This is a genomic window from Methyloglobulus morosus KoM1 (assembly GCF_000496735.2).
Classification (GTDB): domain Bacteria; phylum Pseudomonadota; class Gammaproteobacteria; order Methylococcales; family Methylomonadaceae; genus Methyloglobulus; species Methyloglobulus morosus.
Genome location: NZ_AYLO01000053.1, coordinates 1 through 15,280 on the forward strand (window position 1 = coordinate 1; position 15,280 = coordinate 15,280).

The 15,280-nt window shown below is 48.6% G+C and carries 17 protein-coding genes; 15 read left to right on the forward strand and 2 right to left on the reverse strand.

Annotation, left to right across the window (positions count from 1 at the left end; translation table 11 throughout):
- The coding region (locus MGMO_RS20530) for a hypothetical protein (RefSeq protein ID WP_036307272.1) at positions 1–299 on the forward strand (299 nt) is incomplete at its 5' end.
- 629 nt (positions 300–928) lie between these two features.
- Positions 929–2,089, forward strand: coding sequence for an endonuclease/exonuclease/phosphatase family protein (locus MGMO_RS07645; RefSeq protein WP_023494472.1), 1,161 nt, complete (start codon positions 929–931; stop codon positions 2,087–2,089).
- A 259-nt stretch (positions 2,090–2,348) separates the two neighbouring features.
- Here the strand turns inward: MGMO_RS07645 and MGMO_RS20875 are convergent, their stop codons facing one another.
- Together MGMO_RS20875 and MGMO_RS07650 are read right to left on the reverse strand one after the other, a co-directional pair.
- Complete coding sequence (locus MGMO_RS20875; RefSeq protein ID WP_268768301.1) at positions 2,349–2,477, reverse strand: hypothetical protein; 129 nt, start codon at positions 2,475–2,477, stop codon at positions 2,349–2,351.
- Positions 2,478–2,607: 130 nt separating this feature from the next.
- The gene (locus MGMO_RS07650; protein WP_023494473.1) at positions 2,608–4,281 is read right to left on the reverse strand and encodes a formate--tetrahydrofolate ligase; all 1,674 of its coding nucleotides are present in this window, start codon (positions 4,279–4,281) and stop codon (positions 2,608–2,610) included.
- A 260-nt stretch (positions 4,282–4,541) separates the two neighbouring features.
- On the opposite strand from MGMO_RS07650, the gene MGMO_RS07655 reads away from it, so the two are divergent.
- From MGMO_RS07655 to MGMO_RS07715, 13 genes are all read left to right on the forward strand, one after another.
- Positions 4,542–5,369 carry an ATP-binding cassette domain-containing protein gene (locus MGMO_RS07655; protein WP_023494474.1) on the forward strand — a complete coding sequence of 276 codons (828 nt, stop codon included), beginning with the start codon at positions 4,542–4,544 and terminating at the stop codon, positions 5,367–5,369.
- 15 nt (positions 5,370–5,384) lie between these two features.
- Positions 5,385–6,167 (forward strand): lipid asymmetry maintenance ABC transporter permease subunit MlaE, encoded by a 783-nt coding sequence (gene mlaE, locus MGMO_RS07660; RefSeq protein ID WP_023494475.1) that lies wholly within the window; start codon positions 5,385–5,387, stop codon positions 6,165–6,167.
- A 1-nt stretch (position 6,168) separates the two neighbouring features.
- Positions 6,169–6,636: an outer membrane lipid asymmetry maintenance protein MlaD gene (gene mlaD / locus MGMO_RS07665; protein ID WP_023494476.1), complete on the forward strand. Its 468-nt coding sequence runs from the start codon at positions 6,169–6,171 to the stop codon at positions 6,634–6,636.
- Positions 6,633–6,971, forward strand: coding sequence for an STAS domain-containing protein (locus tag MGMO_RS07670; protein WP_023494477.1), 339 nt, complete (start codon positions 6,633–6,635; stop codon positions 6,969–6,971). Before mlaD ends, MGMO_RS07670 begins: the two co-directional genes overlap by 4 nt.
- 25 nt (positions 6,972–6,996) lie before the next feature.
- Positions 6,997–8,262: a UDP-N-acetylglucosamine 1-carboxyvinyltransferase gene (gene murA / locus MGMO_RS07675; RefSeq protein WP_023494478.1), complete on the forward strand. Its 1,266-nt coding sequence runs from the start codon at positions 6,997–6,999 to the stop codon at positions 8,260–8,262.
- A 6-nt stretch (positions 8,263–8,268) separates the two neighbouring features.
- A complete protein-coding gene (gene hisG / locus MGMO_RS07680) occupies positions 8,269–8,895 on the forward strand; it encodes an ATP phosphoribosyltransferase (protein WP_023494479.1) in 627 nt (208 codons plus the stop codon).
- Between the two features lie 4 nt (positions 8,896–8,899).
- Entirely contained in the window at positions 8,900–10,201 is a 1,302-nt protein-coding gene (hisD, locus tag MGMO_RS07685) for a histidinol dehydrogenase (protein WP_023494480.1), read from the forward strand.
- Between the two features lie 234 nt (positions 10,202–10,435).
- Positions 10,436–11,413 carry a KpsF/GutQ family sugar-phosphate isomerase gene (locus tag MGMO_RS07690; RefSeq protein WP_023494481.1) on the forward strand — a complete coding sequence of 326 codons (978 nt, stop codon included), beginning with the start codon at positions 10,436–10,438 and terminating at the stop codon, positions 11,411–11,413.
- On the forward strand, positions 11,413–11,967 hold the full coding sequence (gene kdsC / locus MGMO_RS07695; protein ID WP_023494482.1) for a 3-deoxy-manno-octulosonate-8-phosphatase KdsC: 555 nt from the start codon (positions 11,413–11,415) through the stop codon (positions 11,965–11,967). The genes MGMO_RS07690 and kdsC overlap by 1 nt, the downstream gene beginning before the upstream one ends.
- Positions 11,964–12,536, forward strand: coding sequence for an LPS export ABC transporter periplasmic protein LptC (gene lptC, locus MGMO_RS07700; protein ID WP_023494483.1), 573 nt, complete (start codon positions 11,964–11,966; stop codon positions 12,534–12,536). Before kdsC ends, lptC begins: the two co-directional genes overlap by 4 nt.
- Positions 12,523–13,107, forward strand: coding sequence for a lipopolysaccharide transport periplasmic protein LptA (gene lptA, locus MGMO_RS07705; protein ID WP_023494484.1), 585 nt, complete (start codon positions 12,523–12,525; stop codon positions 13,105–13,107). Before lptC ends, lptA begins: the two co-directional genes overlap by 14 nt.
- Positions 13,064–13,789 carry an LPS export ABC transporter ATP-binding protein gene (gene lptB / locus MGMO_RS07710; protein ID WP_023494485.1) on the forward strand — a complete coding sequence of 242 codons (726 nt, stop codon included), beginning with the start codon at positions 13,064–13,066 and terminating at the stop codon, positions 13,787–13,789. The genes lptA and lptB overlap by 44 nt, the downstream gene beginning before the upstream one ends.
- A gap of 30 nt (positions 13,790–13,819) precedes the next feature.
- On the forward strand, positions 13,820–15,271 hold the full coding sequence (locus MGMO_RS07715; RefSeq protein WP_023494486.1) for an RNA polymerase factor sigma-54: 1,452 nt from the start codon (positions 13,820–13,822) through the stop codon (positions 15,269–15,271).
- Positions 15,272–15,280: the final 9 nt, after the last annotated feature.

Here is a 15,280-nt window from a genome sequence, read left to right on the forward strand (position 1 = left end):
ATATTTTTGGAGTATACAACGGAAATCAGTATGTTGTTATGCCATTAACACCAAAGGATTGCCTTGTTGTTTTGCCATTTACAGCACATGAGATACTACCCGAATTTTGCATCATTCCACAATACATTAGTGCAAATGAAGCATTGAGCCGAGATATATCGAGTATTCTTATTGCAAACGCGAGTATTGAATTTCTAGCAGGAGAATCGTTTCAGTACGGTCTTCCAGAAATCGAAGAGTCTTGTAAAATCATGCGGCGAATAATTTTGTCTATCACCAAAATTATCTCTGAAAAATAGTGCTCGATTGTATAGAAGCGCCAGCACGGTGGGGTGAGGCACGAACCCCACCATAGCATCGGCCATTATTTGTTGGGGTTCACAAGTTCACCCCAACCTACAATTCCCCACCCTATCCCCTTATGCCGCGCCGAGCATCGGAGCATTTATCGGGAATAGCCCGTTAGGGGTGCGGCAGGGATGCCGCACGTTGTCAAAGGGACAGGAGTCCCTTTTGACAACCCCCGGTAAATGCGAGAAGCGCAGGAAACAAGCGGTATCGGGCGGATTTCTTTTGGATACTTTTCTTTGTCCGCGCAAAGAAAAGTATCTCGTCCGTGGGTACGAGAACCCACATTCAAATAACCGTCGCGCTAGCGACCCATATAACCGTACAACAAACACACATTTTTATCTTAGCCGCCTAACGATTTAAAGTTGTCGTTCAGCATTTGTTAAGAATATTTAGGTGATAATTGACCCTTACTTCGGAAGCAGTATTTTAATCCAACAAATGAACCGACTACATTTCATCAAGTTCTCAGCAGTAGTGAATGACATTGTTTATCTACCAAACGCACCTCGCCCAAGCAAATCGGTCAATGTCATTTATGGGGATGCGGCAAACTAAACTTATCGGGAGTGTCGATATGAATACTAACAGAGCTTATCGGATTTTGGTATTTTCAATCTTACTGGTATGCAGTACTACCTTATGGGCAAACGGGGAAGATAAAACGATTAAGGTCATGACGCTAAATGAGTATATAGGCGCTGATCTTAAGCCAATTCTGGAGACATTAACTCGCCATGACTTTAATGATGAACTGGTTGCTGCGTTGCGAGGCATCGCGGCCAATCGCTTTCTGGACAGGGTTCAACGTCAAGCGGCCATCATCGCCCAGCAACAACCTGATATCGTGGCTTTACAGGAAGTTTGGGGATTCCAATGCGAAGATGTTGTCCCTACATCTCCTAAACAAGGCTGCAATGACCCCAGTATATCGGGGGCTTTCGTTGACTTTCTTAAGGAAACCCTTTCAGCCCTTAATTCTCAAGGGCTGAACTACAGGGCAGTCTCAAAAGTAAAAAACCTGGATCTTTCTGCAATACGGGTTTCAGGCTTCCCGCCGGGCATTCCATTTGTGATTAACGGTTCTGATGCGGTGTTAAACGGGATTGACCGTGATGTCATCCTCGTCAGAAACGACATTCCGGCACGGGCAGTAAACTTTAGCAGGGCTTGCCCGAATAGGGCTTCAGTTAATGGTTGCACCTACGACCTATTACTGACGACACCGACGCCTATTGGCCCAATCACACTCTTACATGGATTTACAGGTGCCGATGTCAAGGTTAACCGGAAAAATTACCGTATTATCAATACCCACCTCGAACAACGCGATCCGTTTCCTTTTATCCAGGCCGACCAAGCGAATGAGCTCATCAACACACTACGACGTACTACGCCGGCAAACAAGTCACTTTTGATACTTGGAGATATGAACTCATCACCTAGGGATTCAGATTTTCCTGGAATAGCCCCTCCCTATCAACAATTTATCGAAGCGGGCTTTACCGACACATGGAAGTTTCGCCGCCCTGCTTCCCCAGGTTTTACCTGTTGTCAGGCGGAAGACCTGTCAAACAAAAGATCCCTGTTAAATAGTCGAATCGATTTCATATTTTCACAGCGGGTCGTAAAAAGGGCCAAAGTAAATTTGGTTGGTATGAGACAAACAGATAAAACTGCGCCCCCTAAGTTATGGCCAACCGATCATGCAGGTATTGTAGCGGAACTCCATTATTAGGCGTGATGGCTTAAACTTTTTAAGGTTCTAGGCTATCAGGAAACTCCCAATGATAGCTTATAGATTCGGTCTTTTAATGTCTGAACCGTTCGTGCTGAGCTTGTCGAAGCACACACCGCCTTTCGACAGGCGAACGGAAACTTAATACTTCACAAGGCCGAATCAATAGAGCCTATGAAATATGTGAATACTCCACCGGCTAAAGCCGGTGGCTTCGGGTTACGGCTTAAAGCCGGATTTTATCGACCCAATGGGTCGATTACAGCACCCTGAACTCGTCGTCGGGACCATCCTGTTTCTGCTCTTCAATGTGTTTCTTCCATACCTTATCGGTCACATTGCCGCTCAACGCAGCCCAGTATCCGCATAACGGTTTTTCGTCACCCATACCAAGTGGTAATTACAATCCCAAACCGTATGACTTCCGCGCTTATAATCTTTCATGCCTCCATTCTAGCCCTATCCCCTTAACCCTGTCGCCTAAAGGCGAGGGATTTCCTGATCCCCTATCGGGGACTTTAAAACAACCCCGTAATCTTCCCGTCATCATCAATATCGATCCTTTCCGCCGCAGGCGATTTCGGTAGCCCCGGCATGGTCATCATGTCACCAGCAACGGCGACGATAAAGCCCGCGCCATTCGACAACCTGACCTCGTTGATTTCGACAGTATGCCCTGATGGCGCGCCTTTTAGGTTGGGATTGGTGGAAAACGACATCTGGGTTTTGGCGATACAAACCGGGAATTTGCCGTAGTTTTCATCCCACGTAAGTAGCTGGTCTTTAATCTTGGCGCTGGCGACAATCCCCGATGCACCGTAAAGCTTGGTCGCTATGGTTGCTATCTTGTCCCACGAACTCAGGTTTTCATCGTAAACGTAAGTGCAGCCAGATTCACGGCTATCGACAATGTTAACGATTTCATTCGCTAGGTTTTCTGCGCCCGCACCGCCTTCTGCCCAATGTTTGGAGACGACGCAATTTGCGCCTAGGGATTTACACTTGGATTGAAGCAGGTCAAGCTCGGCTTCGGTGTCAAAGGTAAAATGGTTAACGCACACCACGCACGGCAAGCCGTAATGCTGGGTAATGTTTTGGTAATGGCGTTGCAGGTTTTCAAAGCCTTTTTCGAGGGCGGGTAGGTTTTCTTGGTTTAAGTCCTCTTTGGCAATGCCGCCGTGGAATTTCAATGCCCGTACCGTCGCTACCAATACAACCGCCGAAGGTTTTAAACCGGACATGCGGCATTTGATGTCGATGAATTTTTCCGCCCCTAAGTCCGCACCGAAACCGGCTTCCGTGACCACGTAATCAGCCAGCTTTAAGGCGGTTTTGGTGGCGGTCACGGTATTGCAACCGTGGGCGATATTGGCAAAAGGGCCGCCATGAATGATGGCGATATTGTTTTCCAGCGTTTGCACTAGGTTCGGTTTAATGGCATCCTTGAGCAAGGCCGCCATTGCGCCGTGCGCTTTCAGGTCGCTGGCGTATATCGGCGTTTTTCCATCCGCCTTGTAACCGATGACAATGCGCCCCAGACGTTCTTTCAAGTCGGCGCGGCTGGTTGCCAAGCACAGGATGGCCATGACCTCGGAAGCAACGACTATATCGTATCCGTCTTCCCGGGAATAACCGTTGCCGATGCCGCCCAAGCCGATGATGATTTTTCGCAAGGCGCGGTCATTCATGTCCACCACGCGCTTCCATTGGATGCGGCGCGGGTCAATGCCGAGTGCATTGCCTTGGGTGATGTGGTTGTCGATCAGTGCGGCCAACAGGTTATGCGCTACGCCAATCGCGTGAAAATCGCCCGTAAAATGGAGGTTGATGTCCTCCATTGGCACGACTTGGGCATAACCCCCACCCGCCGCGCCACCTTTTACACCAAAACACGGCCCCAAGGACGGCTCGCGCAAGCACATAATCGCTTTTTTGCCGATCCGGTTAAGGGCATCGCCCAAACCCACCGTGGTGGTGGTTTTACCTTCCCCGGCTGGGGTTGGGCTGATGGCTGTCACCAAAATGAGTTTGCCGTCTTTTTTATCCGCTAGACTGTTGACGTATTCCAGCGAGAGCTTGGCTTTGTAATGACCGAAAGGGTCTAAATGTTCCGCATCAATGCCAAACCGTTCTTTGACCAAGCCAATGATGGGTTTCATGTTTGCTTTTTGGGCGATTTCTATATCAGACATGTTCTACTGAAAGGGTAAGTTAAGCTCCGGATTACATTTAATCGTCCGAAAATTCTTTGTTAGTGTTTGCACTGTATTATAGTTACTAATGCCTCGCAAGGGTGGTCAAATTATCGGGCTGAAACCTAAAACCTTTTGCGCTTCCACTTTAAGGCCTTTACAACAAGCCTTTTGGACAATTCTTGATTTAAGTTTGACTCAAAAGGCAGTAGTCATAGACAATAGCCTGTTTACATTCAATTGATTAATCCTTGCCGAATATGGGTGACAGCTTTCGCTCCCAAAACAGTTTAGTCGCAGTCCGAGGCCTGTCATTTTCGCGGGGTGAGAATAAAATTTTCTCCGATGTGTCCATGGACTTTGAACGCGGAAAAATTACCGCCATTATGGGACCTAGCGGCACGGGCAAGACGACATTGTTAAAGTTGATTGGCGGCCAATTGCAGCCAGCTCAAGGCACTGTGACAGTGGATGGCAGTAATGTCCATCGTTTAAGAAGAAGCCAGTTGTTCAATCTGCGTAAACGAATCGGCATGTTATTCCAAAGCGGCGCATTGCTCATGGATATGAATGTGTTCGATAACGTGGCATTTCCGTTGCGGGAACATACCCAGCTCCCCGAATCCATGATCCGCTCGTTGGTATTGATGAAACTCCAGGCGGTTGGCCTGCGCGGCGCACGAAACCTGATGCCGAATGAGCTTTCAGGAGGGATGGCCAGACGCGTCGCCCTGGCTAGGGCCATCGCCCTGGACCCTATGATGATTATGTATGACGAGCCATTTACTGGGCAAGATCCTATTTCAAAAGGCGTATTGGTGCACCTTATCAAGTCGTTGAACATCACGTTGGGGCTGACAACTATTATCGTATCCCATGATGTGCATGAAACCTCGGCAATTGCCGATTACATCTATGTGGTTTCGGACGGAAAAGTGATGGGTGAAGGTACGCCTTCTGAAATTCAACATTCCTCGTCGGAATGGGTGCAGCAATTTATGGACGGCACGGCTGATGGGCCTGTGCATTTTCACTATCCCGCCAGGGAGTTACAGGACGATTTGATGTCATCCGGGAAACGCTATTAAATTTGCCGCTTAAGCATGATGGAATTTTTTCAAACTTTGGGCAGGAATACGCGCAGCAGTTTTACTAAGCTAGGCCGTGCGACTTTTTTCCTTTTGCATACGCTTACCGGGATCATCGGCCTGTTGCCGAGGCCTAGGCTGCTGATTAACCAGCTTTATTCAGTCGGGGTATTGTCATTTTTGATTATCTCCATATCCGGCCTGTTTGTCGGCATGGTGTTAGGTTTGCAAGGTTATTATATTTTGTCCGATTTCGGCGCAGAAGAAACGTTGGGCGTGATGGTTGCCGCTTCTTTAGTGCGGGAGCTGGGGCCGGTTGTTGCTGCTTTATTATTTGCCGGTCGTGCCGGTTCTGCATTGACAGCGGAAATCGGCCTGATGAAAGCCACGGAACAACTATCCGGCATGGAAATGATGGCGGTTGACCCGATTAAGCGCATCATATCGCCGCGTTTTCTGGCAGGCCTCATCTCCATGCCATTATTGGCGGGCTTATTCAGCGCAATTGGCATTTTAGGCGGACAGCTTGTCGGTTCTGGCTTGTTGGGCGTGGACGACGGCGCTTACTGGTCGCAAATGCACGCAAAAATTGATTTTTATGACGATATTGTCAATGGCTGCATCAAGAGTTTGGTGTTTGGTTTCGTGGCCACTTGGATTGCCTTGTTTGAAGGCTACGACGCTATCCCCACTTCCGAAGGCGTTAGCCGCGCGACCACGCGTACCGTGGTAAATTCAGCTTTCAGTATCTTGGGTTTGGATTTTATCCTGACCGCACTCATGTTTGGAGACGATTAATATGCAGCACAGCAGTACCCAGGACACGCTGGTCGGGCTCTTTGTCGCCGCTGGCATTGCCGGATTGTTTTTTCTTGCGTTACATGTGAGCAACTTAGGCTCGTTCGTCGAACAGGAAGGTTACACAATCACCGCACGTTTTGAAAACTCCGGCGGTTTAAAGATAAAGTCCCCTGTCTCTGCCGCAGGCGTCAAGATAGGCCAGGTCAGCGACATCAGCTTTGACCTTAAAACCTACGAATCCATCGTTAAAATGCGGATTAACGCCCAATACAACAGCATTCCCGATGACACGACTGCCAGCATCTTCACTGCCGGATTGTTGGGAGAGCAGTATGTCAGCCTTGAACCTGGCGGCTCCAATGAATACCTTAAAGAAAACAGTACAATAGAAATTACCCAGTCGGCGATCATACTTGAGAAAGCCATCGGCCAATTCCTGTTCAAATCTGCAGAAGAAAAAAAATGAGCACACTGAGCATTGTCAATGAAAGCCCAGGCCGCTTTCTGGTCGAAGGCAACCTGACTTTTTCGGCAATGAACAAAAAAACCGTAAGCGATTTTGCATTTTTGACGGCCAATAAACAAATTACCCTGGATTTTAGCAAAGTTGACAATGCCGATAGTGCCGGACTTGCCTTAATGCTTGAATGGATAAAACAAGCCAGCGGCAAGAGAGTACAATTGCGCTTTATAAATATACCTGGGCAAATCTTAAACTTGGCTATGTTGTGCGGGCTTGATAAGACGAGTTATTTTAGTTCAGGCAAATCTGACAGCCCAGCCGATACAGAAATAGCTTAAGTCAATAACCCCAAACAGGCCTAGCATGGATAAATTAATCATTACCGGCGGCAACCAACTTAATGGTGAGCTTCGCATTTCCGGCGCCAAAAATGCCGCCTTGCCAATTCTGGCGGCAACCCTACTTTCCCACGCGCCCGTCAGTGTTGGAAATATCCCTCACCTTCATGACATTACCACCACCATGGAGTTATTGGGGCGGATGGGCGTTCAACTGTTGGTTGACGAAAAAATGAATATCGAGGTGGACAGCAGCACCATCACCAGCTACGAAGCACCTTACGAGTTAGTCAGGACCATGCGGGCCTCTATCCTTGTCTTGGGCCCCTTGCTGGCACGTTTCGGTGAAGCCCATGTGTCGTTACCTGGCGGCTGTGCTATCGGCACTCGTCCGGTGGACATACACATCAACGGCCTTATCAAAATGGGTGCAGACATTACTGTCGAAGGTGGTTACATCCATGCCAAAGCCAAGAAACTGAAAGGTTGTCGTTTGGTGCTCGAACAAGTCACCGTTACCGGTACAGAAAACTTGATGATGGCAGCGTCTTTAGCGGAAGGCATTACCACCATGGAGAACGCCGCAAGAGAGCCGGAAGTCACTGACCTGGCGCATTTCCTCAATAAAATGGGCGCTAAGATTTCCGGTATCGGTACGGATGTGCTGGTCATTGAAGGTGTCGAAAAACTCGGCCTGGAATCGATCCACTACGATATCCTGCCTGATCGGATAGAAACCGGGACTTACCTGGTCGCAGCAGCAATAACGGGCGGCAAAGTCAAACTCAAGAATACCCGACCAGATATTCTTGATGCCGTATTGGATAAACTGACGGAAGCCGGTGCCGACATTACGACGGGCGATGATTGGATTAGCCTAGATATGCACGGGAACAAGACCAAGGCCGTCTCGGTGCGGACTGCGCCTTATCCCGCTTTCCCAACGGACATGCAAGCCCAATTCATTGCCATGAACACGATTTCAGACGGTGTTGGCATTATCACGGAAACGATTTTTGAAAACCGTTTTATGCATGTACAAGAACTGCAACGCATGGGTGCTGACATAAAACTGGAATCGAACACGGCAATATGCAAAGGGGTAAAATACCTGACTGCCGCGCCCGTGATGGCGACTGATTTAAGGGCTTCGGCCAGCCTCGTCATTGCGGCATTAGCGGCCGAAGGCAGCACAAAGGTAGACCGTATCTACCATATTGACCGTGGTTACGATCACATAGAAGAAAAGCTGTCTCAATTAGGGGCAGTCATCCGCCGCGTCCCCAACTAAGTCGTTATGCTAACTATTGCCGTATCGAAAGGCCGAATTTACGAGGAAGCCTTGCCTTTTTTGGAAGAGGCGGGCATCACGCCAACGGATGATCCCGAGAAATCCCGTAAGCTGATCTTATCGACAACACGGGACGACGTGCAACTCGTCATCATCCGCGCCACCGATGTCCCTACTTTCGTTGAATACGGCGCTGCCGATATGGGCATTGCCGGCAAAGACATCCTACTGGAACACGGTGCCGAAAGCCTTTATGAACCCCTGGATTTAGGCATTGCCAAATGCCGCCTGATGACGGCGGCGCATAAGGACGCGCCACTGCCCAAAGGGCGGATTCGGGTCGCCACCAAATACGTCAAAATCGCACAACGCTATTTCGCCAATTTAGGCATACAGGCTGAAATTATCAAGCTCTACGGATCGATGGAACTTGCGCCGCTGGTTGGCCTTGCCGATTGCATCGTCGACTTGGTCGATACCGGCAACACCTTACGCGCCAATAACTTGGAGCCGCGAGAATTAATTATGAACATTAGCTCCCGTCTCGTGGTCAATAAAGCCGCCATGAAAATGAAAAACCAAGCGATTGCCGCCTTGCTGGAACAATTCGAACTTACGTTGGCTAAAAGGTAAGCCTATGCCAGAGATTATGATAACTGAATTAGATGCCGTTTCCCCTGATTTCCCTGGGCAATTACAAAACTTGCTGGCCTGGAATGAATCCGAAGACTTAGACATCCATCGGCAAGTCCTGGACATCATTGCTGACGTGCGCCGCAATGGCGACAAAGCGGTGATCGCCTACACCAACCGTTTCGACCACCGTCAGGTTAATTCTGCGGCGGAATTGGAGCTAGACCAAAATAGCCTGAAATCCGCTTTTGGGTCTATCCCGACAGACCAAGCCAACGCCTTGAAAACCGCCGCAAATCGGATTCGTTCTTATGCAGAACACCAAAAAATAGAATCTTGGGATTATACGGAAGCCGATGGCACGGTATTGGGGCAAAAGATCACTCCGCTCGATCGTGTAGGGCTTTACGTGCCGGGCGGCAAAGCCGCTTATCCTTCTTCTGTGTTGATGAACGCCATTCCCGCAAAAGTGGCGGGTGTCGGCGAATTGATTATGGTCGTCCCCATGCCGAAAGGCGAATGCAACCCACTGGTATTGGCTGCCGCTTATCTAGCAGGGGTCGATAGGATATTTACCGTCGGCGGCGCACAAGCCGTTGCCGCCCTTGCTTACGGCACAGAGACAATTCCGGCCGTCGCAAAAATCGTCGGCCCCGGTAATATTTATGTTGCCACCGCCAAAAAACTGGTTTTTGGCCAAGTCGGTATCGATATGATTGCAGGCCCTTCGGAAATCCTGATTATCTGTGACGGCTTGACCAATCCCGATTGGATTGCGATGGATTTATTTTCCCAAGCCGAACACGACGAGAACGCCCAAGCCATCCTGATTAGCCCAGACAAGGCTTATCTTGCCGCAGTCAAGCAAAGCATCAACAACTTGCTACCCACGATGGAGCGTGCCGAGATTATCCGAACGTCATTGTCCACCCGGGGCGCATTCATCACAGTGAAGGATTTGCAACAAGCCGCCGAGGTCGCCAATACGATAGCGCCAGAGCACTTGGAGCTTTCAGTGGAAAACCCAGAAGCCTTCAGCCAACATATCCACCATGCAGGCGCGATCTTCATGGGACGCTACACAGCGGAAGCCTTGGGTGATTACTGCGCCGGCCCTAACCACGTCTTGCCTACCTCGAGTTCGGCACGGTATTCCTCACCTTTGGGCGTCTATGACTTCCAGAAGCGCACCAGCCTGATTAACTGTTCCAAAGCTGGCGCAAAAGAGTTGGGAAAAACGGCTTCTGTCCTCGCACGTGGCGAAAGCCTGTTCGCCCATGCCCGTTCGGCTGAGTACAGGCTTTAGAATTCAATTGTGTCCCGCTTGATTTTTGATTAACCGAAGTTCGCTTTGCTTCTTTTTATGACAGGCAACCGCCCTATAAGCTTCCAAATCGCCAGAAATGCCGCTTCGAGCCCAAATTAGGACGACTGCCGGATCGTGCCTTGATAAGACAAAATTGACTTAAATATGACATAATGACAGCACATTTAAGCCGTATCCCCTGTTAATAGAGGTTGTCTTACACAATGGAAGAAAATGAAGTTGCATGACGGAAAGCTTCGCGAGTTAGCCCTGGCCGTTATTCAAGTTGAAGCCGAAGCGGTTACTGCACTGGCGAGGCAAATCAACGATAGCTTTGTTAGCGCATGTAAGCTGATGTACAACTGCAAAGGACGCGTCGTCGTGATAGGTATGGGTAAATCAGGGCATATCGCCAGCAAGATTGCTGCGACCTTGGCAAGTACGGGAACACCGGCTTTTTTTGTGCATCCCGGTGAGGCCAGCCATGGCGACATGGGCATGATTACCAAACAGGACGTGGTGCTGGCTTTGTCAAACTCCGGCGAAACGGAGGAGATAGTAAAGATCCTGCCGATAATCAAACGTCTGGCTGTGCCGCTTATCGCCATGACAGGCAACCCGAAATCGACATTGGCCGATTTTTCCACCACACACATCAATGTCGGTGTCGCGCAGGAAGCCTGTCCTTTAGGGTTGGCCCCAACCTCCAGCACCACGGCGGCCTTGGTGATGGGCGATGCCTTGGCAGTGTCGTTATTGGAAGCACGCGGCTTTACTCGCGATGATTTTGCCCTGTCACATCCCGGCGGTACATTAGGTAAGCAGTTGTTGTTGCGGGTTGGCGATATTATGCATGTTGATGAGGCCATGCCGCTAATCCATAAATCCGCACTTATCAGTGCCGCCCTGCTGGAAATGACTGAAAAGAAATTGGGCATGACGGCCATTGTTGAAGACGATAACCGACTGGTTGGGATTTTCACCGATGGTGATTTGCGCCGCATGTTAGCCAGGAATCTCGATGTCCACACTACGGCTATCGCTGATGTCATGACCCCAAATTGCACGGTCATTAAAGCCGATGCGCTGGCTGCCGAAGCCATGCAGGTTATGGAGCAGAAAAAAATAAATGCCTTGATTGTAGTTGACGACCAGCACTATGCAGTGGGCGCTTTGAATATGCACGATTTGATTCGTGCCGGAATCGTATAATGGTAGAAATGGACAGCAACCAAAAGCCAATGGCGCACATCTTGGAAAAAGCCAAGAAGCTGAAATTACTGATCCTGGATGTCGATGGCGTGTTAACTGACGGGCGGCTTTATTTCGACAATGAAGGCATGGAATATAAATGCTTTCATGCCCGTGATGGCCATGGCCTCAAATTGTTACAAAAGACTAGCGTAAAAGTGGCGATTATCTCCGGCAGGAAATCCAATTCAGTGGAGCTGCGCATGAAAAGCCTGGGCATTGATTATGTCTATCAAGGCCATGAAGATAAGCAAGGCGTATTCGCCGAACTGCTCGAAAGTGCCGGCATTATAGCGGAACAAGCGGCTTATGTCGGAGATGACCTGCTGGACTTGCCGATCATGAAAAGGGTTGGCCTGGCTATTGCCGTAAATGATGCGCACTACGCCGTCAAAGAACGGGCGGATTGGTGTACCGTTTTGCCTGGCGGGCAAGGCGCGGTGCGGGAAGTTTGCGATTTGATTATGCAGGCGCAAGGGAACTTTGATAAGGTCTTGGATTATTACCTGAAATGACCCACTTCAGTGAAAAATTCATTTACATATTCCTGACGGGACTGGCTTTGCTAAGCTGGTGGTTAACGCAATACACGGGATTAATTCAGGCCGAAAAAGAAAAGGTTAACGGAACATACCCGGATTATTTCAGCAAGTCCTACACCAAATGGGAAATGGATGAAACCGGTCAGGTAAAGAGCACGCTGACGGCGGAAGAAATGACGCATTATGCGACAGACGACTGGGCGACGCATACGAAAAAACCGGTCATGACGTTTAATAACGAAAAAACGCCACCTTGGGTTGTGATAGCCGAAACAGGGGTGCTGTCAAAAGACGGAAAAAAACTCCAGTTGAACGGCAAAGTAACGGTTAACCGGGCGAACACCCAGGATCTCAAACAACTGACGATCAATACATCTAATTTGATGGTTACACCAGAAACCAGTTATGCGGAAACCAATGCATGGGCAGAGCTGATCAGTGCCTCTAATGTCACCACTGGCACAGGGATGAAAATGACATTTAAAGAGCCGATTCATGTAGAGTTGCTTTCCAAAGTGAAAGGTAAATATGAAACGAAATAAGATAATTGCTTGCTGCTGGGCATTGTTGACGAGTTGTTGCTGCACAACCTTATGGGCATTGGAGAGCGATGCCGACCAACCCATCACGATTGATTCCAATACTGCCACTTACGACGATGCCACATCAACCAGTATCTACACAGGAAACGTCATCTCAATACAAGGCACCATAAGGGTCAATTCGGACAAACTCGTGGTTTATTTTCTTGATGGTGAAGCCGATAAGTTAGTGTTCACTGGAAACAAGGCGAAATTTAAACAAACACCCAGCGTAGGGGCGGAAGATGTAACCGGCGAAGCGTTGACCGGCGAGTATTACCCTAAGAAAAATCTTCTGGTGCTTATTAAAGAAGCAACGGTTTGGCAAGGCAATGGCACATATTCCAGTGATTATATCGAATACAACAGCAAAAGCTCGGTCGTGAAAGCCGGCGACAACTCCACAGATGCCAAACGCGTCCATGTCTTGTTGAAGCCTAAACAAAAAACGCCTAATGATACAGGGCTTAAAACGGATTCTAAAAAGAATGACGACACTAGCGGCAAAACATCTGATCAAAACCTACAATAAACGCAATGTCGTCAATGGTGTTTCATTGCATGTCAATACCGGCGAAGTGGTCGGTTTGTTGGGCCCTAATGGTGCCGGGAAAACCACCAGTTTTTATATGATGGTGGGCCTTATCAAAGCCGATGAAGGCGAAATTTTGTTGGATGAATTAGACATCACCCAACACCCCATGCACTTAAGGGCAAAGCTGGGTGTAGGCTATTTGCCGCAGGAACCGTCAGTATTCCGCAAACTCAGCGTGGCGGATAATTTACGGGCAGTCCTCCAAATTCGGACAGATTTGACCGAAGGGCAGATGGAGCTGATTATTGAAGAATTACTGGAAGAGTTCCACATCCCGCATCTACGTAACCAAATGGCCTTAAGCCTTTCCGGTGGCGAACGACGACGGGTGGAAATCGCCAGGGCATTGGCAAGCAATCCCCAGTTCATTTTATTGGACGAACCTTTCGCGGGTGTCGACCCCATCTCGGTAGAAGACATACAAGCCATCATAGAACACCTCAAAGACCGCGGTATCGGCATCTTGATTACCGAACATAATGTCCAAGAAACACTAGGTATTTGCAGCCGTGCGTATATACTTAACGAAGGCAGGGTTATTGCTGAAGGCAGCACGGATGAGATCGTACAGAACGAGGAAGTCCGTAAAGTTTATCTGGGCAATAACTTTAAATTATGATGCTTTTTTGCAAAAAAATGTGATGCGCTTATGAAACAGTCCATCAATCTAAAACTAGGGCAGCAGCTCTCGATGACACCGCAATTGCAACAGGCAATCCGGTTGCTGCAAATGTCCACCTTAGATTTACAACAAGAAATTCAGCAAGCTCTCGATTCCAATATCATGCTGGAAGTCGAGGAGGAAGAAGGCAACTTTCAACCCCTGGAAGGATTGACCGAAAAAAAAACTGAAACGACCGACACGCTCACCAGTGAAGGCTCGCAAACCGACATGCCAGACGAACTTCCCATTGATTCGTCCTGGGACGATGTTTATGAAGAAGACTACGAATCCACGGCCAGCTCTACCAGCAACGAAGCCGTGGAGTTTGAAACGCAGCGCGGCAATACTTCAACATTACTCGACCATTTAGTCTGGCAATTGGAGCTGACCCGATTTTCTGAGCGCGATCACGACATTGCACTGTCAATCATCGATTCCATAAACGATGAAGGTTACCTGATTAGCAGCCTTGAGGAAATTTATCAGGGTTTACAGGGTCAAATGGATGACTTGGACTTCGATGAAGTGCAAGCGGTGCTGCACCGGATACAAAATTTTGACCCGTCTGGCGTGGCCGCTGTTGACCTTCAAGATTGCCTGAAAATTCAACTGATGCAATTGCCTGAACATACGCCTTTCCGAAAAGTCGCCTTGACCATCGTCACAAACCACCTGGATTTATTGGCAAATCATGGTCGGGCGGCATTGATGCGTGAATTGTCCTTGACTTCAGAACAATTGGATAAGGCCGTCGCACTTATCCGGTCGCTTGATCCCAAACCCGGCTTACAAATACAGCAATCGGAATCGGAATATGTGATACCTGATGTTTATGTCATTAAACGCAACAACGCATGGCAAGTTAGCCTCAACCCAGAGGCCGCCCCCAAATTGCGCATTAATACCGAGTATTCCTCACTCATTAAAAGGGCTGATGACAGTAAAGGCAATCAGTTCATGAAAGATCATTACCAAGAAGCCAAATGGTTCATCAAAAGCCTGCAAGGCCGCAACGACACGATCTTACGGGTTGCCCGCGCTATCGTAGACCGACAAAAGGAGTTTCTTGAGCATGGCGCCATCGCCATGAAACCGATGGTCCTAAGGGCCATTGCCGAGGAGCTGGAACTGCATGAATCGACCGTCTCCCGGGTCACTACCCAAAAATATATGCACACGCCCAACGGGATAGTCGAATTTAAGTATTTTTTTTCCAGCCATGTTTCAACCGAAGAAGGAGGTGAATGTTCATCAACGGCCATTAGGGCCTTTATAAAAGAGTTAGTCAGCAATGAAAATCCGGCCAAACCATTGAGTGACAGCAAGATCGCCGATTTATTGAATGAAAAAGGCATCAATGTTGCGAGAAGAACCATAGCAAAATATCGCGAAGCAATGTTTATCGCCTCTTCCAGCGAACGGAAACGTACCTTATAAGGCTAACTC